The sequence below is a fragment of the Pseudoalteromonas sp. NFXS39 genome, from assembly GCF_040148775.1.
Classification (GTDB): domain Bacteria; phylum Pseudomonadota; class Gammaproteobacteria; order Enterobacterales; family Alteromonadaceae; genus Pseudoalteromonas; species Pseudoalteromonas apostichopi.
Window position 1 is genome coordinate 87,119 of the sequence record NZ_JAGDEC010000002.1, and the last position, 25,692, is coordinate 112,810.

At 41.0% G+C, this 25,692-nt stretch carries 27 protein-coding genes; 17 read left to right on the forward strand and 10 right to left on the reverse strand.

Annotated elements, in window-relative coordinates; genetic code table 11:
* Positions 1–71 precede the first annotated feature (71 nt).
* From J3455_RS03930 to J3455_RS03945, 4 genes are all read right to left on the reverse strand, one after another.
* Entirely contained in the window at positions 72–911 is an 840-nt protein-coding gene (locus tag J3455_RS03930) for a mechanosensitive ion channel family protein (RefSeq protein WP_130052153.1), read from the reverse strand.
* 33 nt (positions 912–944) lie between these two features.
* On the reverse strand, positions 945–1,655 hold the full coding sequence (locus J3455_RS03935) for an LrgB family protein (protein WP_167657887.1): 711 nt from the start codon (positions 1,653–1,655) through the stop codon (positions 945–947).
* On the reverse strand, positions 1,645–1,998 hold the full coding sequence (locus J3455_RS03940) for a CidA/LrgA family protein (protein ID WP_130052151.1): 354 nt from the start codon (positions 1,996–1,998) through the stop codon (positions 1,645–1,647). Before J3455_RS03940 ends, J3455_RS03935 begins: the two co-directional genes overlap by 11 nt.
* Positions 1,999–2,067: 69 nt before the next feature.
* A complete protein-coding gene (locus J3455_RS03945; protein WP_130052150.1) occupies positions 2,068–2,859 on the reverse strand; it encodes a crotonase/enoyl-CoA hydratase family protein in 792 nt (263 codons plus the stop codon).
* A 258-nt stretch (positions 2,860–3,117) separates the two neighbouring features.
* On the opposite strand from J3455_RS03945, the gene J3455_RS03950 reads away from it, so the two are divergent.
* The 5 genes from J3455_RS03950 to J3455_RS03970 all read left to right on the forward strand — a co-directional run bounded on the left by J3455_RS03950 (position 3,118) and on the right by J3455_RS03970 (position 9,220).
* Positions 3,118–4,320 (forward strand): efflux RND transporter periplasmic adaptor subunit, encoded by a 1,203-nt coding sequence (locus J3455_RS03950; protein WP_239977317.1) that lies wholly within the window; start codon positions 3,118–3,120, stop codon positions 4,318–4,320.
* A gap of 9 nt (positions 4,321–4,329) precedes the next feature.
* Positions 4,330–7,443 carry an efflux RND transporter permease subunit gene (locus tag J3455_RS03955; protein ID WP_130052149.1) on the forward strand — a complete coding sequence of 1,038 codons (3,114 nt, stop codon included), beginning with the start codon at positions 4,330–4,332 and terminating at the stop codon, positions 7,441–7,443.
* A gap of 117 nt (positions 7,444–7,560) precedes the next feature.
* Positions 7,561–7,881, forward strand: a complete 321-nt coding sequence (locus tag J3455_RS03960; protein WP_349561159.1) for an HI1450 family dsDNA-mimic protein — start codon at positions 7,561–7,563, stop codon at positions 7,879–7,881.
* Between the two features lie 59 nt (positions 7,882–7,940).
* Complete coding sequence (locus J3455_RS03965) at positions 7,941–8,735, forward strand: DUF481 domain-containing protein (protein WP_372799659.1); 795 nt, start codon at positions 7,941–7,943, stop codon at positions 8,733–8,735.
* A 14-nt stretch (positions 8,736–8,749) separates the two neighbouring features.
* Complete coding sequence (locus J3455_RS03970; protein ID WP_297330027.1) at positions 8,750–9,220, forward strand: hypothetical protein; 471 nt, start codon at positions 8,750–8,752, stop codon at positions 9,218–9,220.
* Between the two features lie 71 nt (positions 9,221–9,291).
* On the opposite strand, the gene J3455_RS03975 is transcribed toward J3455_RS03970, so the two are convergent.
* Entirely contained in the window at positions 9,292–9,777 is a 486-nt protein-coding gene (locus tag J3455_RS03975; RefSeq protein WP_130052146.1) for an FKBP-type peptidyl-prolyl cis-trans isomerase, read from the reverse strand.
* A 12-nt stretch (positions 9,778–9,789) separates the two neighbouring features.
* Positions 9,790–10,701: a tRNA-modifying protein YgfZ gene (ygfZ, locus tag J3455_RS03980; RefSeq protein WP_178926680.1), complete on the reverse strand. Its 912-nt coding sequence runs from the start codon at positions 10,699–10,701 to the stop codon at positions 9,790–9,792.
* A 120-nt stretch (positions 10,702–10,821) separates the two neighbouring features.
* Between ygfZ and J3455_RS03985 the strand changes: the two genes are divergently transcribed.
* Both J3455_RS03985 and J3455_RS03990 read left to right on the forward strand, forming a co-directional pair.
* A complete protein-coding gene (locus tag J3455_RS03985) occupies positions 10,822–11,073 on the forward strand; it encodes an FAD assembly factor SdhE (protein ID WP_054562257.1) in 252 nt (83 codons plus the stop codon).
* A gap of 40 nt (positions 11,074–11,113) precedes the next feature.
* Positions 11,114–11,473: a protein YgfX gene (locus J3455_RS03990; protein ID WP_345779675.1), complete on the forward strand. Its 360-nt coding sequence runs from the start codon at positions 11,114–11,116 to the stop codon at positions 11,471–11,473.
* On the opposite strand, the gene nadB is transcribed toward J3455_RS03990, so the two are convergent.
* Complete coding sequence (gene nadB, locus J3455_RS03995) at positions 11,448–13,070, reverse strand: L-aspartate oxidase (protein WP_349561161.1); 1,623 nt, start codon at positions 13,068–13,070, stop codon at positions 11,448–11,450. The genes J3455_RS03990 and nadB overlap by 26 nt on opposite strands.
* 393 nt (positions 13,071–13,463) lie before the next feature.
* Between nadB and rpoE the strand changes: the two genes are divergently transcribed.
* The 10 genes from rpoE to pdxJ all read left to right on the forward strand — a co-directional run bounded on the left by rpoE (position 13,464) and on the right by pdxJ (position 21,985).
* Positions 13,464–14,045 carry an RNA polymerase sigma factor RpoE gene (gene rpoE / locus J3455_RS04000; protein ID WP_036969086.1) on the forward strand — a complete coding sequence of 194 codons (582 nt, stop codon included), beginning with the start codon at positions 13,464–13,466 and terminating at the stop codon, positions 14,043–14,045.
* Between the two features lies 1 nt (position 14,046).
* Positions 14,047–14,673 carry a sigma-E factor negative regulatory protein gene (locus J3455_RS04005; protein WP_130052142.1) on the forward strand — a complete coding sequence of 209 codons (627 nt, stop codon included), beginning with the start codon at positions 14,047–14,049 and terminating at the stop codon, positions 14,671–14,673.
* Between the two features lie 4 nt (positions 14,674–14,677).
* Positions 14,678–15,631, forward strand: coding sequence for a MucB/RseB C-terminal domain-containing protein (locus tag J3455_RS04010; RefSeq protein ID WP_349561162.1), 954 nt, complete (start codon positions 14,678–14,680; stop codon positions 15,629–15,631).
* Positions 15,632–15,634: 3 nt separating this feature from the next.
* Positions 15,635–16,084, forward strand: coding sequence for a SoxR reducing system RseC family protein (locus J3455_RS04015; RefSeq protein WP_178926682.1), 450 nt, complete (start codon positions 15,635–15,637; stop codon positions 16,082–16,084).
* Between the two features lie 70 nt (positions 16,085–16,154).
* Complete coding sequence (lepA, locus tag J3455_RS04020) at positions 16,155–17,942, forward strand: translation elongation factor 4 (protein WP_054554335.1); 1,788 nt, start codon at positions 16,155–16,157, stop codon at positions 17,940–17,942.
* Positions 17,943–17,968: 26 nt separating this feature from the next.
* Complete coding sequence (gene lepB / locus J3455_RS04025; RefSeq protein WP_062566752.1) at positions 17,969–18,904, forward strand: signal peptidase I; 936 nt, start codon at positions 17,969–17,971, stop codon at positions 18,902–18,904.
* A 2-nt stretch (positions 18,905–18,906) separates the two neighbouring features.
* Positions 18,907–19,584 (forward strand): ribonuclease III, encoded by a 678-nt coding sequence (gene rnc, locus J3455_RS04030; protein ID WP_256854799.1) that lies wholly within the window; start codon positions 18,907–18,909, stop codon positions 19,582–19,584.
* Complete coding sequence (gene era / locus J3455_RS04035) at positions 19,574–20,506, forward strand: GTPase Era (RefSeq protein ID WP_167657892.1); 933 nt, start codon at positions 19,574–19,576, stop codon at positions 20,504–20,506. The genes rnc and era overlap by 11 nt, the downstream gene beginning before the upstream one ends.
* 17 nt (positions 20,507–20,523) lie before the next feature.
* Positions 20,524–21,210 carry a DNA repair protein RecO gene (gene recO, locus J3455_RS04040; protein WP_130052137.1) on the forward strand — a complete coding sequence of 229 codons (687 nt, stop codon included), beginning with the start codon at positions 20,524–20,526 and terminating at the stop codon, positions 21,208–21,210.
* A gap of 43 nt (positions 21,211–21,253) precedes the next feature.
* A complete protein-coding gene (gene pdxJ / locus J3455_RS04045; protein WP_349561164.1) occupies positions 21,254–21,985 on the forward strand; it encodes a pyridoxine 5'-phosphate synthase in 732 nt (243 codons plus the stop codon).
* Positions 21,986–22,070: 85 nt separating this feature from the next.
* Here pdxJ and J3455_RS04050 read toward each other — a convergent pair whose 3' ends face one another.
* From J3455_RS04050 to barA, 3 genes are read right to left on the reverse strand one after another with little or no spacing between them, the layout of a single operon-like run.
* Positions 22,071–22,397: a hypothetical protein gene (locus J3455_RS04050; RefSeq protein ID WP_167657893.1), complete on the reverse strand. Its 327-nt coding sequence runs from the start codon at positions 22,395–22,397 to the stop codon at positions 22,071–22,073.
* A 6-nt stretch (positions 22,398–22,403) separates the two neighbouring features.
* On the reverse strand, positions 22,404–22,886 hold the full coding sequence (locus tag J3455_RS04055) for an energy transducer TonB (RefSeq protein ID WP_130052134.1): 483 nt from the start codon (positions 22,884–22,886) through the stop codon (positions 22,404–22,406).
* 37 nt (positions 22,887–22,923) lie between these two features.
* Positions 22,924–25,692, reverse strand: a complete 2,769-nt coding sequence (gene barA, locus J3455_RS04060; protein WP_349561355.1) for a two-component sensor histidine kinase BarA — start codon at positions 25,690–25,692, stop codon at positions 22,924–22,926.

Sequence of the window (25,692 nt, forward strand, 5' to 3'; positions counted from 1 at the left end):
GTTATCATTTAAATTGTACTACAATGTTTTAAACAAACACAATCTCTGTCGTCGAACTAGTAAAAAGGCTATTAAGCGCCTTTTTCGGAATTTTGATTCAGGGTAACAATCCGTTGTGGGAAAGGAATTTCGATATCCGCCCCCTGAATTGCTTTAAATACATTGCGGTTAACCGCTAATTTAGTCTCTATAATTTTGGTGGTTGGCACCCAAAAGCGATAGCTCAAGGTAACACCGCTTTGTGCAAAGCGCTCAATACCTACTTGTGCGTGAGGAGAGTCACTAACTAGCTCATGATCGTTTAAGACTTTTTCGATAAGCTCAATAGCTAGGTCAGCATTTGCATCATAAGCTATGTCTATTTCGCCTTTGACTAGTGAATAGCTAAACGAGTTATGTAAAATCTCGCCAACAATATGTTTGTTAGGAATGGTGATTTCGACTTTTTCTTCGTTAATAAGAATCGTGTGGCCAAGCTCAATGGTTTTAACTTGTCCGCTTACTCCTTTCACTTCGATAGTATCGCCAACGACAAATGGCCTTGTTGCAATGATCGCAAGACCAGCGCCGTAGTTTGAGAGCATGCCTTGCATTGCTAAACCTGCACCTAATGATGCGGCACCAATCGCTGCCACAAAAGGCGTGACGCTAATGCCTATTTTACCAAGGGCAATAACTAAGAACATGATGATCAGCAATACTTTTATGACATTACTGACAAAGTTGGTGAGGGTGATATCGATATTATGACGCTGCATGAGGCCAGCCACCATATTCGATACTTTTTGCGCAATCCATAAGCCAAAAAATAGAATTAAGATGGCACCTACAATTTGCATGCTATAGGTGACTAAATATTCCATTATCAGATTGTAGTATTTTTCGACTTGTTGTATTTCTGAGTCAATCATGTGTTTTCCTAACAAGGTTACTGCGAGCGTTGACTATACCAGAATATGCTGAATAACAGGATAGAGTATTGGCACTATAATAGCGCTTAGTAGTGCGCTTAATGCCATAGCTACAGAGGCAAAGGCGCCAGCTTTTGGCTGATCAGCAATCAATGACGCTGTACCAATGGCGTGACATGCAGTGCCAATGGCAACGCCTTTTGCTTGAGCGTTGCGAATATTTATCAGCGAGAAAATCAAATTACCAAAAATAGCCCCTAATACGCCAATAAAGATCACCATTGCTGCGGCCAAAGAGGGAATGCCCCCCAGTGATTCTGTCACTAATAAAGTGATCGGTGTCGTTACTGACAAGCTGGCAAGTGATGCACTTAACTGCGTGGGTGCGTCAAAAATATAGCATATTAGCGATGCTACCAGCGTCGCATTGAATACCCCTAAACTACAACTTATAAGAATTAATAGTAGGTTCTTTTTTACATGTATAAATTGCTGATAAAGCGGTAAAGCTAAAGCCACAATCGCAGGCTCAAGTAACCAACTTAAAATTTTACTGTGTTCGGCAAAAGGTGCATAAGGGAGTTTAAATATCACTAACAGCGCCGCAATTAAGACAATTGCCCAGCACACAGGGTTGCTAAGTGCTTTAGGAATGGCATGGTGTGCTTTAGAGTTCAAAAAGCGTAACACTAAGAAAAGAGCAATAATAAAAGGAACGCTTAGCCACCATAAACTAACTGTCATTTTCACGTCCTTTAAAGTAAGCAATAACAGAGCCTATTAGTAAAACACTGGTCAGTGGCACTACAAAAAAAATAGTCAGTAATAAAGGCCAATTCTGTGTAATTAAACCTAGGTGCTCAATAATGCCAACCCCAGCTGGGATGAAAAATAACGGCATATAATTAAGTAAAGGGCTGGCTGTCGGTTTTAAGTGTTGTTCTTTCACTAGGCCCGTTAACAGTAATACAAGCAGTAACACCATACCTAGCAATGGGGCAGGGAAAGAGCTTTCAAGCAAAGCCGTCAAATATTTAGCAACGGCTAAACAGCCAAGAATAATGATACTACTGATGAGGTATTTCATGAGTCAGGATAATTGCGAATAAAGTACAACTACATCATACCCTTGTCAGTTGTACTATGCGACTTTAGCTTACCATGATTTTGCATTATTAAATTTGATGTCTTCAGCGCCTTTCGCCTTCGCAATAGCCTTTTTGGTATTAGGGTTCATCAGTAAACGAATTTGACTCCATGTTTCTTTAGCGAGAATTTTGCGCTGCTGTGAGCGATAGCTTTGCTGAGTAATTCGTTTAATTGCAGCAAGGGTATCCGGCGAGCGGGCCATCAGTGTTTCGAGTACAGCGTCTGTTTGTTTATCAATGTCATCAGTTAGTTGCGTAACTAAGCCATATTCTTTTGCGTCTTCAGCCGAGATAGGGCCTGCATGACTTGCCAACCAAAGAGCTTGGTCGCGTTTCATCAAGCCAGCAAGTACCACGTTAGCCCCCATATCTGGGCAAAGGCCCCAACGCGCTTCCATGATGGCTAATTTGGCATTTTTATCGACGATGCGGTAATCAGCACCGAGTGCGATTTGCATGCCGCCACCAAAGCAATGTCCGTTAATTTTAGCAATCACTGGAATACTTAAATCTTGCCAACCTAACACGACTTTCTGCGCTAGGTTTTGGTTTCCTGGTAACCATTTGAATAAGAGTTTGACGATATTACTCGGCTTTTTCATCACCGCAGCAACATCTAGCCCAGAGCAAAAGTGTCCACCTTCGCCAGATATAACGACAGCGCGCAAATTGCGATCGCGTTTAATTTTTTTTATTACGTTTGAAAGCTCAACAAACATAGCAAAACTTAGTGCATTTTGTTTCTCGGGACGAACAAGGCTAACCCATGCGACTTGTTGTTTTATTTCTAGTTTTATCATGGTAACTCCTCTGACCTGTTTGCTAGAGCTTACGAGTTAATTACAACTAAGTAAAGAATTGCTGATGTGTCGCAAGGAATCACTATATTTTCCAAAAATGGGTAACCTTGTCATATATTTAGTTACAAATTGATGTATATTTTTAAAACAAAGATGCTAGTTCATAGCTAGTTTGGTTTTGTGAATAGTTAGATACTTTCACAAAATCCCATGACACGACTAGACTTAGCTTTAAGTCGCGCTACAAGGAGTAAAAATATGCTGATGCGCAACACAGCTCGCATAACTAAACAATCATCTCGTTCTTTGGCTTTTGCTGCTTTTTCAGTAGCTTTAACAACCACAATGGTTGGCTGTTCAGATGATAAAGCACAACAACAAGCTACGCCGCCACCGGCCGTATCAGTATTTAATGTCGTCACACAAGAAGTTGGTAATTACCGAGAATTTGTTGCGCGTACTGAAGCATTCCAAGAGGTCGCAATTAGAGCCCGAGTTGAGGGGGAATTAATAGAACGTCACTTTAATGAAGGCTCGTCTGTTGAAAAAGATCAGCTTTTACTAAGGATTGACCCATCTGAATATCGCTCAACGGTCGCAGAAGTTGAAGCTGACCTGAAAAGTAAAATTGCTGCAGCGGATGCTGCTGAACGTGATTTAAAGCGCGGAAGAGATGTGGCCGCACAAGGTTTTATTTCACAATCAGACCTCGATAAACTCACTACTAACTTTGAGCAAACGGCTGCAGCTGTAAAAGCGGCTGAGGCAGAGCTTGAAAAAGCAAAGCTTAATTTAAGTTATACAGATATTCGTGCACCGTTTGCAGGGCGTATTGGTAAAGTAAATTATGATGTTGGCAATATTGTTGGTCCATCATCAAATGAACTCGCAGAGCTTACCGATGTTGACCCAATTTACGTGAGCTTTCAGGTTGAAGAAGCAGATTACATCTCTTATCGCCAGCAACATCAAGCACCTTCAGATAAAGACCCTCGTGATGTGCCCATTGACTTAACTTTGCGTTTACCGAATAACTCGACATTTCCTGACAAAGGTGTACTGGATTTCGCAGATACTAAAATTAATCGAAACACAGGTACGGTTGAGCTTAGAGCTGAATTTGATAACCCTGATGGCATAGTTATGCCTGGCTTATTTGTTACCTTAATCGTTGAAAGTACCAATAAACAGGAGCTGGCACTCATTCCACAAGTAGCGGTACAAGAAAACCAGCAAGGTAAGTTTGTACTTGTTGTTGATGATGAAAATAAAGTTGCTATGCGTATCGTCAAACTTGGTCGTCGCATTAATGCTATGTGGGTGGTTGAGTCAGGCTTAGAAGCTGGTGAAAAAGTCATAATCGAAGGTTTACAAAAAGTTCGTCAAGGTGCTGAAGTGAAAGCGGTTGAAAAAAACGTCGATGAGACAACTGGCACTATTTCTAGCAAAGCTAACTCTTAGGATTGAGATATGATCAGTAAAACTTTTATATCTCGCCCAAAGTTTGCCTTGGTAATATCGATTGTTATTACTATTGCGGGTTTAATTTCAATGGCATTGTTGCCAGTGAATATGTACCCGCAAATTACACCTCCGCAAGTTCAAATTAGTGCCAGTTACCCAGGTGCAAGTGCACAAATAGTTGAAGAGTCGGTGATCAGGCCCATAGAAGAGCAGGTTAATGGTGTTGAAGATATGATGTATATCGAATCAACATCTTCTAATAACGGTACGGCTAATATAACTGTGTACTTTAAGGTCGGAACAGACACAGATATAGCCCAAGTTAACGTACAAAACCGCGTCGCACTCGCTGAAGCAGGCTTACCTGAAGAGGTGAAACGTCAAGGTGTGTCGGTTAAGAAAAAATCGAGCTCGATGCTACTGGGTATTAACTTATATTCGAACCAAGAAAATATCGACGCAATTTTCTTGAGTAATTATGCGACAAACTATTTAACAGAGCCATTAGGGCGTATTAATGGAGTTGCATCTGCTGAAGTAATGGGCGAGCAAACTTATTCTATGCGCTTGTGGTTACGCCCTGATCGGATGGCATCACTTGGATTAACGGTGTCAGAGGTTCGAGCTGCGTTGCAAGAGCAAAATACCATAGTCGCTGCGGGTAAGCTTGGTGCTGCGCCTTCTGAACCGAGTCAGCAGTTTGAATATTCAATTCAAGCTAAAGGGCGCTTAAAAACCCCTGAAGAATTTGGTCAAACCATTATTCGCTCAAGCAAAGATGGCAACTTTGTACGCTTAAACGATATTGCACGTATTGAATTAGGTGCAGCAAGTTACAGTACAACAGCAAAGCTAAACCAGCAAGACACTGCGTTTATTGTTATTTATCAGCTGACAGAAGCGAATGCGACTCAAGTTGCTGCTGATGTAAAAGCACGTATGGCAGAGCTTGCTAAACAGCTACCGGATGGTGTTGAGTACTCAATCCCTTACGACACAACAGAGTTCATCAATCGTTCTATTGACGAAGTGGTTATTACTCTTGTTCAAGCGGTCGGCTTGGTTATTTTAGTCGTGTTTTTATTCTTACAAAATTGGCGCGCTACGCTTATTCCAACGGTTGCTATTCCAGTATCGTTAGTGGGGACTTTCGCGTTTATGATGATGATGGATTACTCCATCAACTTGATCACTTTATTCGGTTTAGTCCTTGCAATAGGTATTGTTGTGGATGATGCCATTATTGTAATTGAAAACGTTGAGCGAATACTTAAAGAAGAAAAATTGCCAATTAAAGAAGCGGTCACAAAAGCGATGGAGCAGGTATCGGGGCCAATAGTGGCAACGACCTTAGTATTGCTTGCAGTGTTTGTGCCTGTTGGCTTTATGCCCGGAATAACAGGGGAGCTTTATAAACAGTTCTCGGTGACTATTTCGTTTGCGGTACTCATTTCTTCTTTAAACGCACTGACATTAAGCCCAGCTTTGTGTGCTTTATTGTTAAATGAAAAGGCCATGAAGCCGATTAAATGGTTAGCGCCTTTCGAAAATATTATTACTCGCTCGACCAGTGGCTACAGTAAGGTTATTCAATTTATCTTAAAACGCACAGCAAGAATGGCGCTGTTTGCAGTGGTTATTTTTGCTGCGGCAGGGTGGTTGGTGAAAACAGTTCCTACGGGCTTTGTTCCAGCAGAAGACCAAGGATTTCTTTTTGTTGATGTGCAATTACCTGATGCCGCAGCAAGCGGTCGTACTAAAGAAGTGATGCACAAACTGGGTGATATAGTGAAAAATGAACCTGCCGCAACCGATTTTATTGCGGTATCTGGCTTTTCATTACTAGGTGGTGCAGGTTCTAATAATGCTTTGGGTATCGTCGTGCTCAAAGATTGGGAAGAGCGTACAAGTCCGGAGCTTGGATTACGCGCGGTACTGACGCGTTTAATGGGTCAGTTTTGGGCTATGCCAGATGCGCAAATCATGGCATTTAATCCTCCTTCAATACCGGGTCTTGGCACGAGTGCTGGCTTTGAGTTTAGATTACAAGACAGCGAAGGGCGTGAGCCTGCTGAGCTTGCACAAGTGTTAAATGGCCTGATTTATGAAGCCAACCAGCGTCCAGAGCTTTCTAATGTTTACAGTACATTTAGAGCGAACGTTCCACAGTATTTTCTTGAAATCGACCGTAATAAGGCAAAAGCTCAAGGGGTAGCGCTTAGTGATATTTTCTTAACTTTACAGGCGCAATTAGGGTCGTTATACATTAATGACTTTAACCAATTTAGCCGTACTTACCGCGTTATCATGCAGGCGGAAAGCCGTTTTCGTCAAAACCCTGCAGACTTGCAGTACTACTATGTACGAAATGATGAGGGGGCAATGGTGCCGCTCACCACTTTAGCTAAACTTGAGCCAATTCTTGGTCCAACAAGTTTGACCCATTTTAATTTATATCGCAGCGCCAGTATTAGCGGACAGCCAGCAGCGGGTTATGCCAGTGGTGATGCTATTAAAGCAATGCAAGAGTTGGCTGAGCAGCTACCAACGGGCTATGTCTATGAGTGGGCTGGGCAATCGAAACAAGAGATTGAAGCCGGAAATATGGCGCCCATCTTGTTTGGCTTAGCGGTGGTGTTTGTTTATCTATTCTTAGTAGCGCAATACGAAAGTTGGACAATTCCGTTCTCGGTAATTGCAGCGGTACCGCTGGCGTTATTTGGCGCCATGCTTGCGCTATATGTGATTGGTATGGAAAACAACATCTATGCGCAGGTTGGTTTAGTGCTCCTGATTGGTCTATCCACCAAGACCGCTATTTTAATTGTTGAATTTGCTATGGAAGAGCGCGCGGCAGGTAAAAGTATTTTTGAAGCGGCTCTTAACGCTGCAAGATTACGCTTTAGGGCTGTATTAATGACGGCACTCTCGTTTGTGCTTGGTGTATTACCGCTGGTGTTTGCAAGTGGCGCAGGGGCCGGTAGTCGTATATCGCTCGGTATTACCGTGTTATTTGGGATGCTAGCTGCAACCATCTTTGGCACCTTGTTAGTTCCGCTATTTTATACATTAGTGCAATCAATGCGTGAAAAAATAAAAGGCACAGCGAGTTCAGAGTAAAAATTCTTAAAATTACAAAAAAGTCAGGGTAACCTGGCTTTTTTTTTGGTAAAACTCAAAAGAGGTTTGTTATCATAGCCGAATTCAAAGCGATACACATGTGCAGAGGTTTAAGGAATGGCTGGTCCACGCTTATACAGTGAAGAAGAAGTAACTCATCAGGCTTATGATATCTTTTTAGAGTTAGCGCCTGATAACTTAAGCGAGCAAGATATTGCTTATTTTAACGAGCACAGAGAAGAGCTTGGCTTTATTGAAGAAGGTGAGCCTGACGAGCTGTGGCAAGATTTTGTTGCACTAGAAATTGAACCTGAGCTGTTTGTGCAAGTCTTAGTAGGGCTTGAATTCGACAATCAAGATATTTTATTTGCGAAAATATTAATTAGCCGAGACAAAGATGCACCGTTTTGCCACATCCTATGGAAAGATAGCGAATAACTCTCCAGCCGATGTTTGACTCTACTTTTAGTTGTTTTAATTCAATAAAACGAATTATTTTGCCCGCCCTGCTCGTATGCAGTTGGCAGGCTTTTGCTGTTGATCCGTTTGAAGACTTTCATGAATACGGACAATTATCAGAAGAAGAAATTCATAAAATTCATAAAGGCGAGTTGCTGTATGGAGATATGGAGTTTGGCTTTATGGTAAGTCGTGGCAATACCAACTCAACTAGTTTCAAACTCAAAGGTAATCTCTACCAAGATTTTGAAAAATGGCGCAACCAATTTAAGCTCGATACTTTATACAAACGTGACCGCAATGAAGAAACCGGTGATGAAGAAGTCTCAGCTGATCGAATATTTGTATCAGGCCAAGGCAACTATAAGTTAAATGTGAAAAATGAGTCGTTTTTCATTTATGGTGACTACGAGCGAGATAAATTTAGTGGTCTTGAGTTTAAGAGCACAGTAGCGACTGGTTACGGTAATCGCATTTATCAAGGCAGTAAGAATAAAGTCGATATCGATGTTGGCCCTGGTTTATATCGTTCGGTGGCTGATCAAGATACGGCTACAGAAGAAGATCAAACAAAAACGGGTTATCTACTTCGTTTAGCGCTGCAGTGGGAGCGTACGGTCTCTGCGCGAACTCGCTTTAATCAAGACGTTAGTTATGAGCAATCGTTGTCAGGGTTAAACTCGCGTTTAAAATCAGAAACCTCATTGATCAGCAAAATCATGGGTGATGTTTCACTCAAATTTACCTATATGTATCGCTATAACTCAAAACCAGAGGAAGATAAGCTTAAGTACGATTCTGAGCTGAGTGCGACCTTTGTTTATAGCTTTTAAGAGAATACCTCACTATGTATCAACATAAGCAGTACGCTATTTTTATTTTTGTTATATTAGGCTGGATTGGCGGCTTCATCGCCTTAGCTTGGAATTTAATTGGTGCAGATATTCCGCTCATGGTGTTTAGCGCTATTTTGGTGCTGGTGGCCTTTTTATTCCATGGTTTAACCATCAAGGTCAACGATAAAACCGTAAGCTGGGCATTTGGACCTGGTGTATTTGGTAAAACAGTAGCTTTTGATGAGATTGAGTCTGTTCGAGCGGTAAGTAACTCATTTCGACATGGCATAGGCCTTCGTATTACTCATGATGGTTGGGTTTATAGTGTATCAGGATTCAGTGCTGTAGAACTGGCAATGAAAGACGGTACTCACTATCGCTTAGGAACCAACGACCAAGATGGTTTACTTGCTGCACTTAAATTGCATATTACTGAAGCTTTACCAGAAATTAGCAAAGAGGCTACGTCAGAAGCAGAGTAAATGATCAGCTATTTGACAGCAGTATATAGACATAAAAAAAGCGCCATAGGCGCTTTTTTTATGTCTATATTTTAATGGCTGTGACCACAACCACCTTCACCGTGCACATGACCATGTGCTAACTCTTCTTCAGTTGCATCGCGTACTTCAAGTACTTCAACATCAAAATGTAGCGTAATACCTGAAAGAGGGTGGTTACCATCTACAATGACGTCTTCGTCTTGAATTTCGATGATCATCACTGATTGGTCGCCAGCATCTGTCGTAGCGCGGAACTGCATACCAACTTCAATTTCCATACCTTCAAACATTGATTTTGGTACTGCTTGCATTAGGTCATCGTGACGCTCACCATAGCCTTGCTCTGGTTCAACGGTTACGCTGAATGTGTCGCCTGCTTCTTTACCTAATAGCGCATTTTCGAGGCCTGGAATTAAGTAACCTGTGCCAACGATGAACACTAGTGGCTCACCATCGAAAGAGTTGTCGATGGTGTTTTTGTTATTATCCAATACTGAATAATGCATTTTTACCACTTTGTTTGCTGCTACGATCATAGTCATTCCTATTTATTCATCTTCGAGAGAGTAAGGCAGAGCTTGAATTGATAACTCTACCTGAGGGAGGTGTTTTGCCCGCAAAATTTGGCCTGCTTCATTATCGTTAGGAAGCACAACCAGACCCATTAAGGTTTGCGTTTGTTGATTATAACTTTGGCTGATAAGCTTGCCGGCACGGCGCCAGTTTTCGCCCATTTGTGTTTCAAGTTCAAGCTCATCAAGTAAGCCTTCAGCTTTGCCTGACACGATATACATAGCACGTTTATTTTTGCCTAGGTATTTCATACGGGCTACGGTTTCTTGCCCTGTGTAGCAGCCTTTTCTGAAACTGATACCACCGAGCGCTTGCAAGTTAACCATTTGCGGTACGTATTCACCAATAGCATCGCTATTTAATGATGGCTCACCAGCAGCAATAGCTGCTTGTTGCCATGGAGCGTCATCTTCAAGCGCTATTACGTTATCAGGTAAGCTAAACTCATCATTGACCATAAGTAATACGCGGTTATTTGCAAGCTTGAGGGCTTTACCGTCAGCAAAATCGACTGCGTTATGCTCATCATCAAAAGTAATTGCTAAGGTTTCTAAAGCCGCTGTTAGGTCATCACCTAATAAGCCAATTAGCTGTTTTTCAGATTGCTGAATTTCTACTTGCGAAAATACAGCATATTTTTTTAACTCGACTAGAGATTGTTCTACCTCAGGCTTTGAACCTGCCAGGTAATAGCTGTCAAGGTGAGAAAACAACCTAAACACACCCCAAAGCTTGCCTTTTGCATTACAGTGGCCAGCCCAAAGGAAGTTATCATTGCTTAACTTGTTGATATCTTGCGTGATTTGTCCGTGAAGGTAAGATAACTTATCTTTGCCTGTCAGGCTGATAAGTGAATAAGATAAAGGACATGCGTAAACAGTCGACATAAAAACCTTCTTTACGATATGAATGAGCGCTAATGATAACTTAGTTAGGGTAGCAATTTAAATAGCTGTTTATTCGATAGCAATTTGGTAAACTGCAGACAAATAAGTACGAGGTTTAAAATGACTGAAATTCACAGTAAAGAACGTATTCGTTGGGCATGCCGTCGCGGTATGTTAGAACTAGATGTTTTATTTATGCCATTCGTTGAAGAAGCGTTTGACTCACTATCAAAAGAACAGCAAGCTGTTTTTCAACGCTTACTTGAGTGCGATGATCCTGATTTATTCGCATGGTTTATGGGTCACGAAGAGTGTAAGGACCCAGAGCTAAACGGTATGGTCGCGTTAATTTTAGACCGAGTTCGTGTATAGATTTACCGTTACAAATAACACCACAGACCACAAACCCTTTGTGGTCTTTTTTTGCTTGATAGCCATCATATTATGCTTTGCTTACCAGCATGTTATTGCTCAGCTTTTGGCGTGTTTAGCTTGTCTTTTTCTAGCCATTCTGTGTTTTAAAAAAGCCCAACATGCGCAGCCTGAAAATGGCGTTATTATTTTAGAGCAAGCAGAGCTTAGGTTCGTGAACGACAATCTTAAAATTCAAGGCCAGATAATGGCTAAAAGTTATGTGTTTGCTAATTTTGTAGTGCTAAGGCTGGCGGGGTTTTATAAATCACACTGGCTGATAATTAATGCAGCCAGTGTTGATGAAATGAGTTATTCGCGGTTAAAGCGTGCGATTATTGCAGTGCAGCAACCGTCTTAGGGGTTAAAATTGTTGGTGTGGGATTCTCGTTTTGCTCAGGATAATCAATAGTGTAATGAAGGCCACGGCTTTCTTTGCGCTCAAGTGCGCTGCGAATAATAAGCTCTGCGACCTGCACTAAGTTTCGAAGTTCTAACAAATTATTTGTAACCCTAAAGTTAGCGTAGTAATCATGAATTTCTTGCTGTAGTAACTCTACTCGGTGAAGCGCGCGCTCTAAGCGTTTTGTAGAACGGACAATACCGACGTAATCCCACATAAATAATCTTAGCTCATGCCAATTATGGGTAATAACAATTTCTTCGTCTGAGTTAGTTACACGACTTTCATCCCATTGTGGTAAAGCTTCAAGGGCTGGGCTTGAATCTATTTTGCTTAAAATATCCTTTGCGGCAGCATGAGCAAATACAATACATTCAAGTAGTGAGTTACTGGCCATGCGATTAGCACCATGTAAGCCTGTGTAAGCTACTTCGCCAACCGCATAAAGGTTGTCTAAATCTGTGCGGCCATTGAAGTCGGTCATAACACCACCGCAGGTATAGTGTGCAGCGGGTACTACCGGAATGGCTTCTTTGGTAATGTCGAGACCAACACTTAAGCATTTTGCGTAGATAGTCGGGAAATGCTCAATGATAAAATCTTTTTCTTTATGACTAATATCAAGGTATACACAGTTCGCGCCAAGGCGTTTCATTTCAAAATCGATAGCGCGAGCAACGATATCGCGAGGAGCAAGTTCTCCGCGTTCGTCAAAATCTTTCATAAAGCGGGTGCCGTCAGGGCGTTTTAAGTAAGCTCCCTCACCTCGCATTGCTTCTGTGATTAAAAAGTTTTGCAGTTCTGGGTGATATAAACTAGTTGGGTGGAATTGATTAAACTCCATATTAGCGACACGACACCCAGCGCGCCATGCCATAGCGATACCATCACCACTGGATACATCAGGGTTAGAGGTATATAAGTACACTTTACTTGCACCACCTGTAGCAAGTGAAACGAACTTTGCTTTAATTGTTTCAACTTTTTTATCGACACAGTTCCAAACATATAAGCCATGAACATGTTTGCCTTTTTTAGCTAGGCTTTTATCAGTGATTAAATCAATGGCATTGTAGTTTTCTAATAGGGTGATATTAGGGTGTGCTTGAACTTGGCTAATTAAGGTCGTTTGTACTGCACGACCTGTAGCATCAGCAGCATGTAATATGCGACGATGGCTGTGACCGCCTTCGCGGGTTAAATGGAAACGTTCTTTACCTTTTGAATCAAATTCCATATCAAAAGGCACGCCTTGTTCAATGAGCCACTTTAAACACTTTTTAGCATTGCTAGCGGTGTAGTGGACTGCGTCGCGGTCACATAATCCGCCACCTGCATCCAACGTGTCTTCAACATGAGATTCAATGCTGTCATTCTTTTTGTCAAATACTGCTGCAATACCACCTTGAGCATATAAGGTAGAACCTTCGGTTAACGCTCCTTTACTAAGTACTGTCACTTTACAGTGATTAGCTAGAGATAAAGCAAGAGAAAGGCCAGCGGCGCCGCTGCCAATGATAGCGACATCAGTAATGTGATGTTTATTTTGGTTCATGTCTGTGGTCTTTGCGGTTACAATGCTCGGCTAGTAGTGCCAAAAGTTTGAGCAAATAAATTTTTATGTGGTATACGTATATGTACCATATTTGCTTTAACACTATTAGTCATTTTAATACGTTATACCAATCTTATTAGTTTTATCGTCACATAAACAGTTTATTGTTAACTGTTTTGAATTGTGAATTTAATATAGATAACCGTTGATTTTTAGGCAGTTATTAGGATTTCCGTGTAATAAGATTGGTATGACTCAATTTATTTGCGTGCTATTTTATAAAAAAATCATTTTAAACTGAACTTTTATATTCATGGTGCAGTCAGAGTTTGTGTAAACAATGGCGAGTATATGAATAGCAAGCAAGAATCAAACAGAGGAGTACCGGCTCGAATGAGCGAGCAGGATTTGGATTTAGCGCTAGTTAAAAGGGTCCAGCAAGGAGATAAAAACGCCTTCAACCTATTAGTTAGAAAATATCAGAATAAAATTGCAGGTTTGATTTCACGTTATGTATCAAACCAAGGTGATGTTGCTGATGTCGCACAAGAAGCCTTTATTAAAGCCTACCGTGCATTGCCTAACTTTAGAGGGGATAGCGCCTTTTATACTTGGTTATACCGTATCGCCGTAAATTGTGCTAAAAATTACTTAGTTGCTCAGGGCCGTAAGCCCCCAGCTAACGATGTTGATGCCGAAGAGGCAGAGTTTTATGACAGTGCTGATGCTATGCGTTCAAACGCATCGCCAGAAAACCTGTTATTAAGTGACGAAGTACGTGCTGTAATTTTTAATACGATTGATAGTTTGCCTGAAGATCTTAAAACCGCGATTACCCTTCGTGAAATTGAAGGTATGAGCTATGAAGAAATAGCCGTGGTTATGGATTGTCCTGTGGGAACGGTACGTTCACGTATTTTCCGTGCCCGTGAGGCGATTGATAATAAATTGAATCCATTAATAGGTGAGTCTTAGTATGACAAAAGCAGACGTTAACAAGTTGGATAATGAGCAGTTATCCGCGTTACTTGACGGCGAGCAGCAGTTAACTGATCAAGCGATCACAAACGACGATGTGTCTACATTTGGTCGTTACGCAATGATTGGTGATGTAATGCGTGCTGAGGCAAATAATAACGCTTTTAACTTTGACATTGCAGATGCAGTGGCTGAAGCACTTGAGCAAGAACCTGTATACGCTGATTTCGCGAATAAAACAACGGTACCAAAAAGCGAAGAAATCGTGGCGGCAACAGGCACAGATAACGTAGTAGCATTTAATTGGCGTCGTCCATTTGCCCAAGTGGCAATTGCTGCCAGTGTTGCTATGTTTGCGATTGTGGGCGTACAAACTTTGCCACAAAACACCGAAGTACCACAAAATGACATTCCAACCTTACAAACAGTACCGTTAACCGGTATGGCTTCTCCGGTAAGTTACTCATCTGAGCAACCTGCGTTAGAGAATGCTCAGCAAGGTTTACGTGAATTACAACAGCAACGTATTGGTGCATTAGTTCTTGAACATCAACGTCAAGCGCGTGTTGCATATTCGCTAGAAGAATCGCAAACTGCAGAAAATGCAGAAGAGGAAAAAAACTAATTAAATGAAAGTTTTTACTTTTATTTTGTCGCTGGTATTAACGGCCCCTGCCATTGCTAGCGACGAAAATCCCGCCAAAACATTATTACATGATATGGCTACGGCCGTTCATACTCGCAATTTTGATGCATCGTTTGTAGTTGTAAAAGGCCAAACGATGGAACCGTATCGATGGTTACATGCAAAACAAAATGATATCGAACTTGAGCATTTAAGTTTGCTTAACGGTGCTGGTCTTGAAATGGTGCGTGTTGATGATCAAGTTACTTATTTTGAACCGCATTCTGAGCCTTATTCAGTCAAAACAGACTCTATAGCTGGACCTATTCCCGAAGTGCTTTTTAAAGACATCGATAGACTAAGTGCTCATTATGACTTTGTTCTTGGCGGAAAAGGTCGTATTGCTGGTCGTTCTGCACAGTTAGTGCGCATCGAATCTAAAGATGAATACAAATATAACTATTGGATCTGGCTTGATACAGAGTCTTCGTTGTTACTTAAATCAGCCTATGTAAATCACAAAGGTGAGATGCTAGAGCAATTACAACTAACTCATATTAGCGTTACAGAGCAACCTGCGCCGATGTTAGTTGAAATGCAAAACCGTGAGTTTCCTGCTGTGCTTTCAACGAATGATATTGCCAGTGATAGCGACGGCGCAGCGAATGATTGGAAAATTGGCTGGCTCCCTGATGGCTTTAAGCTGTTAAAATCAGACCGTCATAAACTCGACTTAAACAATGAACTTGCTGACTATTATTTATATTCAGATGGGTTTGTTGAAGTGTCTGTTTTTATTCAAAGACCCTTACCCGGTAAACGTGCAAGTGGTGCTTTAACATCAGGTGCGACGACGGTCTATGTTCACAATGGTGGTAGCTTTGATGTATCGGTTGTTGGTAATATCCCAGCTATGACAGCCAAAGCTATAGCAGAGTCGGTAGCGCGACCTCTTTAAATTATGATTGAACAAACACTCTCTGTCGTGTCAGTTAAAGGCACGACAGCGAATTTAGAAGCAGAGCAAAAGCAAGCTTGCGCTGGCTGTAATGGTCGCTGCGGTTCGCAGATCTTTGCTAAGCTGTTCGGAACAGCAAAAAAAACCTTTCCTTATACATTCGAAAAAGAGCTACAGGTAGGGCAAAAAGTAACCTTGGCACTCGATGATAGCCACTTGGTCAAACATGCAATGGCTGTTTATATGCTACCACTTTTGTTTAGTTTAGGGTTTGCTTTAATCGCATTTGCGGCTTTTTCGCTTGCTGAGGGCTGGCAAATTTTAGCAGCCGCCATTGGTGGCTTAACGGGCTATGTGATAGCTAAATCAAGGGTTAAGAGCCTAAAGCATGATATTAAAGTAATAAAAATTCACCCAATTGCTATTCCTTTCACTCAAATAGATGGTGATTAAAGCCAATTAAATGTAAAATTGCCGCTTTATACACTTAGTCCATTTTATATAGAAGTTTAGAATCCAGTTTATGAAGCATATCCGTAATTTTTCGATCATCGCCCATATTGACCATGGTAAATCGACTCTCTCTGACCGTCTTATCCAAGTTTGTGGTGGTTTAACAGACCGTGAAATGCAGCAGCAGGTGTTAGATTCAATGGACATTGAGCGTGAGCGTGGTATTACCATCAAAGCGCAAAGTGTAACGCTAAATTATAAAGCTAAAGACGGCGAAACATACCAGTTAAACTTTATCGACACGCCAGGACACGTTGACTTCACATACGAAGTATCACGCTCACTTGCAGCCTGTGAAGGTGCACTTTTAGTTGTTGATGCGGGTCAAGGTGTAGAAGCACAAACCTTAGCTAACTGCTACACAGCAATTGAAATGGACTTAGAAGTTATTCCTGTTCTAAATAAAATCGACTTACCACAAGCCGATCCACTTCGTGTAGCAGAAGAAATAGAAGACATCATTGGTATCGATGCCCTAGATGCTGTGCAATGTAGTGCTAAAACAGGTATTGGTATTGAAGAAGTACTCGAAATCATTGTTAAAGATATCCCGCCACCAGAAGGCGACAAAGATAAGCCACTACAAGCGCTTATCATTGACTCATGGTTTGACCCATACCAAGGTGTTGTATCATTAGTACGTATTAAACACGGTGAATTACGCTCAGGCGATAAAATTAAGATCATGTCGAATGATCAAGTTCATATCGCAGATAAAGTAGGTATTTTTACACCAAAGCAAACTAACACGGGCATCTTGAAAACCGGTGAAGTTGGCTTCGTAATTGCGGGTATTAAAGAAATTCATGGTGCACCAGTAGGTGATACTATTACTTTACAGCGTAACTCTGCTCCAGAGCGCTTACCAGGCTTCCAGCGTATTAAACCACAGGTTTACGCAGGTATGTTCCCAATTTCATCTGATGACTATGAATCATTCCGTGATGCGCTTGATAAACTGAGTTTGAACGATGCTTCGTTATTCTTCGAGCCAGAAAACTCAACTGCACTAGGCTTTGGTTTCCGATGTGGCTTCTTAGGTATGCTTCACATGGAAATCATCCAAGAGCGTCTTGAGCGTGAATACGACATTGATCTTATTACAACTGCACCAACAGTAATTTACGAAGTAGAGACTAAAGACGGAACTAAACAGATAGATAACCCGTCTGACTTACCGCCAGTGAATAATATTCTTGAAATCCGTGAGCCAATTGTTGAAGCTAACATATTAGTACCGCAAGAATTTTTAGGTAACGTAATTACGCTTTGTGTTGAAAAGCGTGGTATGCAAACTAAAATGAGCTACCATGGTAAGCAAGTTGCGGTGACGTACGAATTACCGATGGCTGAAGTAGTAATGGACTTCTTCGATAAGTTAAAATCAACAAGCCGTGGTTTTGCATCACTTGATTATAACTTTAAACATTTCCAAGCTTCAGACATGGTACGTGTTGACGTATTGATTAATGGTGAGCGTGTTGATGCGTTAGCTATTATTGTACACCGCGATATTGCACAATCACGTGGTCGTCAGTTAGCTGAAGCACTGAAAGACTTAATTCCACGTCAGCAGTTTGATATTGCGATTCAAGCAGCGATTGGGCAGCATGTTATTGCGCGTACAACAGTTAAGCAATTACGTAAAAACGTAATCGCGAAATGTTACGGTGGTGACGTGAGTCGTAAGAAAAAACTGCTACAAAAACAAAAAGAAGGTAAAAAGCGAATGAAGCAACTAGGTAACGTTGAAGTACCTCAAGATGCATTCTTAGCTATCCTTAAAGTTGGTAAATAATTAGAAGTAAATAAAGGAATTAATGCATGGCGGGTTACTTTTCTATTTTCTTAGTGTTGTTAACGCTAGGCTCAGGATTAATTTGGTTAATTGACCACTTTATGTTTGCGCCAAAGCGTCAGCAACGCATTGCCCTTGCTCAAAACGCGGCAGGTGGTGAGTTAGACGAAGAAACTGCTGCATTAATTGCGCCTGAGCCAAGTATCACTGAAACGGCTAAATCAATTTTTCCAATGATTGCGGCAATTACTATTTTCCGCTCTTTCATTTTTGAACCGTTTCAAATTCCATCGGGCTCAATGATGCCAACCTTATTGGTGGGTGACTTCATTTTGGTACAGAAGTACTCATATGGCATCAAAGATCCAATTTGGCGTAGTCAGTTAGTTGACGTTGATGAACCTGAACGTGGTGATATTGTGGTATTTAAATACCCATTAGATGAGCGTGTGGATTACATTAAACGTACGATTGGTTTACCAGGCGATAAAATTGTATATCGCAATAAGCACCTTTATATTCAGCCGAAATGCGCCGAAGGTGTGACTCAGCAAGGTGATTTGCTGTGTAATGAATACAACAAAATTGATATGGAAATCCTCAATAGTGACGAGTTCAAGCAGGGTTCTATGAATTTAGTGCGTTTAGAAGAAAACCTAAGCACAGTAAATCATAATATTTTGATTAACCCGCAAGCTCCTGAAATGAAAGGCCGTTATTATCAACAACCAGGTACACGCTCAGACGAGTGGGTTGTTCCTGCCGATCATTATTTCATGATGGGTGATAACCGTGATAATAGCCAAGATAGTCGCTTTTGGGGCTTTGTACCTAAAGAAAACTTGGTAGGTAAAGCCGTCTTTATATGGATGAGTTTTGAATTTGAAAATGGCCCAGATGACTTTTTACCAGGCTGGGTTCCAACTGGTGTTCGCTTTGAACGCCTAGGTAATATTCAGTAACGATGAAAAAAAACGTAACAGAGTTATACAACAGAATAGGTTATATATTTACTGATCAAGCTTTGCTTGAGCAGGCAATGACGCACCGTAGTCATAAAGGCCAACATAACGAGCGCTTAGAGTTTCTTGGCGACTCAATTTTGAGCTTTGTGATTGCAAATGCGCTATATACTAAATTTCCAAAAGCACGCGAAGGTGATTTAAGCCGTATGCGTTCGACCTTAGTTCGTGGTCAAACATTAGCTGAATTCGGCCTTGAATTTGGCTTAGGCGATTACTTACGCTTAGGTCCAGGTGAGCTTAAAAGCGGTGGTTTTCGCCGTGAATCAACCCTAGCTGATGCCGTTGAGGCGATTATTGGGGCAGTGTTCTTAGACTCAAACATTGAACAATGTGGTGAGTTAATTTTAAGCTGGTACGAGTCGCGTCTTGACGCAATTTCGCCGGGCTTAAATCAAAAAGATCCTAAAACATTACTTCAAGAATACTTACAAGCGCGCAAATTATCGTTACCTGGCTACACTGTAATAGATACAAAAGGCCAAGCGCACAATCAAACATTCACGGTTGAATGTATTGTTGAAGGGATGGATAGCATTATCTCAGTAGGTAGCTCTCGTCGTAAAGCTGAGCAAAAAGCCGCTGAAAAAGCCTTAAAGATACTTAAAAATGAATCTTGATGATTTAATTAGCAAAGAACCTGCAGAGCTAGACACGCACTGCGGGATGGTTGCCATTGTTGGCCGCCCAAATGTAGGTAAATCAACCTTACTTAACTATATTGTTGAGCAGAAGGTGTCGATTACTTCTCGTAAGCCACAAACTACACGTCACCGTATCATGGGTATTCATACCGAAGGTAAATACCAAGCTGTTTATGTGGATACACCTGGCTTACACGTTGAAGAAAAACGCGCTATTAACCGATTAATGAATCGTGCTGCATCAAGCTCAATTGGCGATGTAGAACTTATAATCTTTGTGGTTGAAGGCACACACTGGAATGAAGATGATGAGATGGTGCTAAACAAAGTACGTCAAAGTGGTCGTCCAGTGTTATTAGTTATGAATAAAATTGACCAAGTTAAAGACCGTGATTTAGTGCTTCCGCACATGCAGTTTTTGGGTGGTAAATTTGATTTTGTGGCTATTATGCCAGTCTCTGCAAAGCAGGGTAAAAATATTGATTTAATCAAAGATGAAGTGAAAAAGCGTTTACCGCTTTGTGAGTTTTACTTTCCTGAAGACTACGTAACAGACCGTTCAATGCGCTTTATGGCGGCAGAAGTTATTCGTGAAAAGCTGATGCGTTTTATGGGTGATGAGCTTCCATATTCAGTCACCGTTGAAATCGAGCAGTTTAAATGGCTAGAAAACGGTGTTTGGCAAATTAATGGCTTGATCCTTGTTGAGCGTGAAACGCAAAAACGCATGGTGATCGGCAATAAAGGCGAAAAGTTGAAAGTGATTGGCCGTGAAGCTCGTAAAGACCTTGAAGACATGCTGGATAACAAAGTCTTTTTAGAACTTTGGGTAAAAGTGAAGTCTGGCTGGGCTGACGATGAGCGTGCGCTACGTAGCCTTGGCTATGGTGAAGACTAAGTAAAGTTTTACACGCCATGGACAGCGAATTCTACACAGCATATTTGCTGCACCGACGTCCTTTTAGTGACTCGCAAGTAATGCTTGATATGCTGGTAGAAGGCGTAGGTCAGCTGAGAATGCTGGCGCGCATTAGTGGTCGCCAGGCCACTAAACATAAAGCACAACTACAACCTTTTCAATCTCTGCTCGTGCAATACAGCGGTAAGTCAGATTTAAAATACATCAATCGTTTTGAGCCCCATGGCGGGCAAACCGTACTGTCGGGTACTCAACTCTATTGCGGTTTTTATTTGAACGAATTAACCAACCGTATCGTACCTATCAATGAGCCGATGGAAAGTGTTTATCATCTTTATAAGAAGCATCTCGACGAATTATCAACGACTAAAAACCTACAAGCTGTACTACGCTCTTATGAGTTTCAACTGTTAGAGATGCTTGGATATGGCGTAGATTTTAGTGTTGATGCTGAAGGTGATGTAATTAACGATGCAGCAAATTATCAGTACTTTGCTGAATACGGTTTCTTGCTGCATGACGACCCCCATAGTGGCTTTTCAGGGAAGCAATTAAATGCCATAGCAGCTCATGACTTTAGCGCCCCTGATGTGTTATATATGGCAAAGCAATTAAGTCGATACTTACTCAAGCCTTTACTTGGCAAAAAGCCATTAAAAAGCCGTGAGTTATTTATTAAGTAGGCTGATGAGCAGCCTTGAATCGTTGTTTTAAACAGGTAAAAAAATGAAAGATATTCTTCTTGGTGTAAACGTTGATCACATTGCCACTTTACGCCAAGCGCGTGGCACGAGTTACCCAGATCCTGCGCATGCCGCAGCTGTTGCAGAGCATGCTGGTGCAGATGGTATCACCATCCATTTGCGGGAAGACCGTCGTCATATTCAAGACCGTGATGTATATGTGATGGCAAAAACGATTCAAACACGTATGAATCTTGAAATTGCAGTCACTGATGAAATGATCGGCATCGCCCTTGAAGTAAAACCTGCTTATGTTTGTTTAGTGCCTGAAAAACGTGAAGAGCTAACTACTGAGGGTGGTCTTGACGTTGTGGGTAATTTTGAAAAGGTAAAAGCAGCAACAGAAAAACTGACAGCTGCGGGAATTAAGGTTTCGTTATTTATTGATGCTGACAATGCACAACTTGACGCTGCAAAAGCTTGTAATGCACCATACGTTGAAATTCACACAGGTGCTTATGCCGATGCAGAGAATGACGAAGAACTTCACACAGAACTTGAACGTATTCGTAACGGCGTACAATATGCCGATAACTTGGGTTTAATTGTTAATGCAGGCCATGGTCTTAATTATCACAATGTAAAACCAATTGCTGCAATGCCAGAAATTTACGAATTAAACATTGGTCATGCGATTATTGCGCGTGCAGCGATTGATGGCTTAGAAAAAGCAGTAAGCGATATGAAGCGCCTGATGATTGAAGCGCGTTTGTAAACATACGCTTTAATCTGTCAGCCCTTTATTGGCGCTGGCAAGTTTTGAATCGAGAGCGCGATGGATGCGATATCCACCGCGCTTTTTATTTACTTAAGTAAACTATCAATTGTGCAAGCAATGAAGCTAGCCAAGGTGAAAGGCAAAGTAGGGCGACTAAATACTGATGTTTTTTCTTAAAATTTTTTAAAACACCATCATCTATTGCCGACAATTCGCCTTTCTTGATTGAATGAAACACAATTGAGTTAGGTTTTGCTTTCATTAAGCGGGCTTGGCTTTCGTATGTTTGCCACTGCTCTGTGTAATTGGTTTTTACGTAATTATTAGCTTCAATACTTAGTTTTTTATAGCGGAGAAAAAACCAAGTGAGTGAAATAGCACTAAAGACGATAAGTAAGATAAAGTACAAAGCAAGTTACCTCGTATATTTAACAACGCGTGTACCCGTAGAATAAATAATATCGTTACTAGGGCATGAATAGTTAGGCTTGAGTGCTTTGCAAGATTGCTCAGGTGTATCAAAACAAAAATCAAAGCGGGTTTGGGTTTTCACAGCTTTATCAGTAATATTTTTCGCAAGCTCATTCCAATGCCAATTAGTGATAACATCTTTTGCCGCACTGGCAAATACAGGGTTTGTAGAGGCTATTACTCGAATATCTTCAATCTCATTTTTTGGCGTAATGACATACTCAATGGTCGCGCAGCCTTCTGCTGCTTGGAGCACCGCTTTTTTCGGATATCTGGCAGGAAAACGCTCAAGTTGCTGCCATTTTGTTGCTTTTAATTCATCATAGCTAACAGCTAAATCCGCATACTCTAGTTCCATTGGTTTATTTGTAGTTGAAGTACAGCCAAACACAAGTAAACAGCCAGCTAGAATTAGATAGTTTTTCATTAATATACTCCTTTATATCTTTTTTTTTGAGTGCTTTTTATCGTTGCGGCTCAACCATACCTGCATCACTTAACAAATTATTTAGCTCATCAATCAGCTCAAACAATTCAGGTTCAATGTAATTTAAATCGCAATCGCTTTTTAGTGATATTTCGAGTGTTTCGGCAAGTGATTTTAGTTTTGGTACGCCGGTGTAACAACACGCGCCATGGAATTTGTGCACTATGCTAAGTACATGTTCACAATCTTCTTTTTCTATAGCTTCATTAAGTAGGCGTAAGGTTTCAGGTACACTGAGTAACAACATGTTGAGCATTTCTAGTGCTAACTCTTCTTTACCGCCAGCGCGTTGTAGCGCTAATTGCCAATCAAGGCGGGCACTTTCAAATGGAGGTTCTGAGTCAACTGTGGCAGCTTTGCTTCGTTCGCGATTAATCGGCGATTGTGGGCTATGATCGCTAATTATTTGTTTTAGCATATCTTCATCAATAGGCTTAGTTAAGTAACCTTTAAAACCATCTTTAAGCAGCTGTTCTTTTTCACCCGCTAATGCGTGAGCAGTAACTGCAATGATTGGCGTATCTTCATTGAGAGATGACTCGCGGATAAGTTTACATGCGGTAATACCATCCATAATTGGCATTTGGATGTCCATGAAGATCAAGTCATACTTATGGCTTTTACTTAGACTGTAGGCTTGTGAGCCGTTGTGTGCCGTATCAATTAGCTCAATCTGTTCTTCAAGTAAGGTGCAAATAAGCTTTAGGTTGGCATCATTATCGTCTACAACTAGTACTTTTAGAGGTAATAACTTTTCAGTGCCTTGTTCAATGTTATGCACTGGATGGTCAAGACGATAAGGGGCAGCAAGTACTTCACATAATTTACGATGGTTAAGTGGTTTGCTTAAGCAAGCATCTGCGCCACTACCCACAAAGGCTTCGCGCATATTGTGCGAGACCGTATTGAGCATAATATATAAATAATCAGTGACTGGGCGCACTGCTTTTACATAACTCTTAAGTTGCTGCATATCGTCAATTGTGGCGGTATGACCAATGATACAAATATCGTAACTGAAGTCTTTATTGATCTCATTTAAGAAGCTTTCTTCATCAATACAAGCGGTAACGCGAGTTTGCCATTCATGTAAAAGCGATAAGGTTGCTTGATGTGTATGCTCATGAGGCTCAAGGTAAAGAATACGTTTATTAATCAATGATTGGGTCGGTAAGTCACTAGTAATTGAGTTACTTGGCGTTCTGAATACGGCATTGAATGTAAAGCAGGTGCCATTACCAGGTGCTGAGTTCAGGGTAATACGACCATTCATCGCTTCAACAATGTGTTTGGTGATGATTAAACCAAGACCTGTGCCACCAAATTTACGGGTGATACTTGAGTCTGCTTGGCCAAATGGTGTAAACAAGGCATCTTGTTTATCCATTGGGATGCCCACACCAGTATCGGTGACAGACACTAAAATAGAGGCGCGCTCTTCATCTAATAAGCGGTAGCCAACATCAACCTTGATTGAGCCTTTTTCAGTAAATTTAACGGCATTACTTATAAGATTTATCAAAATTTGTTTAAAGCGGGTCGGGTCGCCAGTTAGATTGTCAGGTACTTGTGGATGGATAAATATCGATAGCTCAAGTTGTTTTTCGTGTGCACTTGGTGCTAACAAGGTCATAACTTCATTAATATTGTCACGGAGCTGGAATTGCATTGACTCAAGCTCCATGGCACCGGCTTCTAATTTAGAAAAGTCTAAAATGTCACTGATAATCGTTAATAAGCTATTTGCAGATAGCTCAATAGTATCGAGGTAATCTTTTTGATGCTTATTAAGCGGGGTTTTATAAAGCTGACGCGTAAAGCCAATTACACCATTTAAAGGCGTACGTAATTCGTGACTCATTTTGGCTAAAAAGTCTGATTTAACACGGTTAGCGTCTTGCGCGTCTTTTTTGGCAATACTTAACTGAATATTCTGAGTTTCGTATTGTTCTAAGGTCTCGCGGTAATCAGAGGTTGCCTGATCAATATGCTTTTGCATCTCATCACGTTGCACTACCATGGTTTCTGAAATGGTATTTAAGCCTGTGCGTAATAACTCAAACTCACCAAACATTTTTTTATCAAGACCTGTATCTACTTTCCCTTCAATTAATTTGTCGGTAGCTAGTACTAACTTATTAAGTGGTTGAATAAACATGCGGGTCAACCTAAATGCTAATACGCTCGCAAGTACTAGTGCTATGAGTATCACCACGCCACTGACCAGTAAGGCGCGTTGCTGGCCGATAATGGCTTGTTGTTTATTAAGCATGATCACCACATTACCTAGTGATGCTTGATAGCTATTATGATTCCAAATCGTGTCTTGACGGCTATGATTAATAATGGCGGTAGAAAATGTTAGATAGTGATCAGAGTTGTGTACTTGAATCCCATCCATACTGTTAACATTGCTTTTAACAATTTCTTTGAATTCACTTTGATATTTACTAAAAATCACTAACTCATTGTTTTCATCGAAAATAGCAATTGATTGGATCGCAGGGGAGTGTTTGTTATGAGTATGGCTAACTAAGCGGGTTAGTAAGGCTTTATCACGCTTTAGTAATGGTTGTTCAACAGCAATGGCTAAGGGCTCAATAATAGTAACGCCCTGCTGATATAAAATTTCATCGAGCTCAATGTAACGATTTATTGTAAAATAACCGCCCAGCAACAAGCCTATGATCACAGTCGGTATAAGTGTAAGTATTAAGACTGAGTCACGTAAGCCAAATTTAGTCAT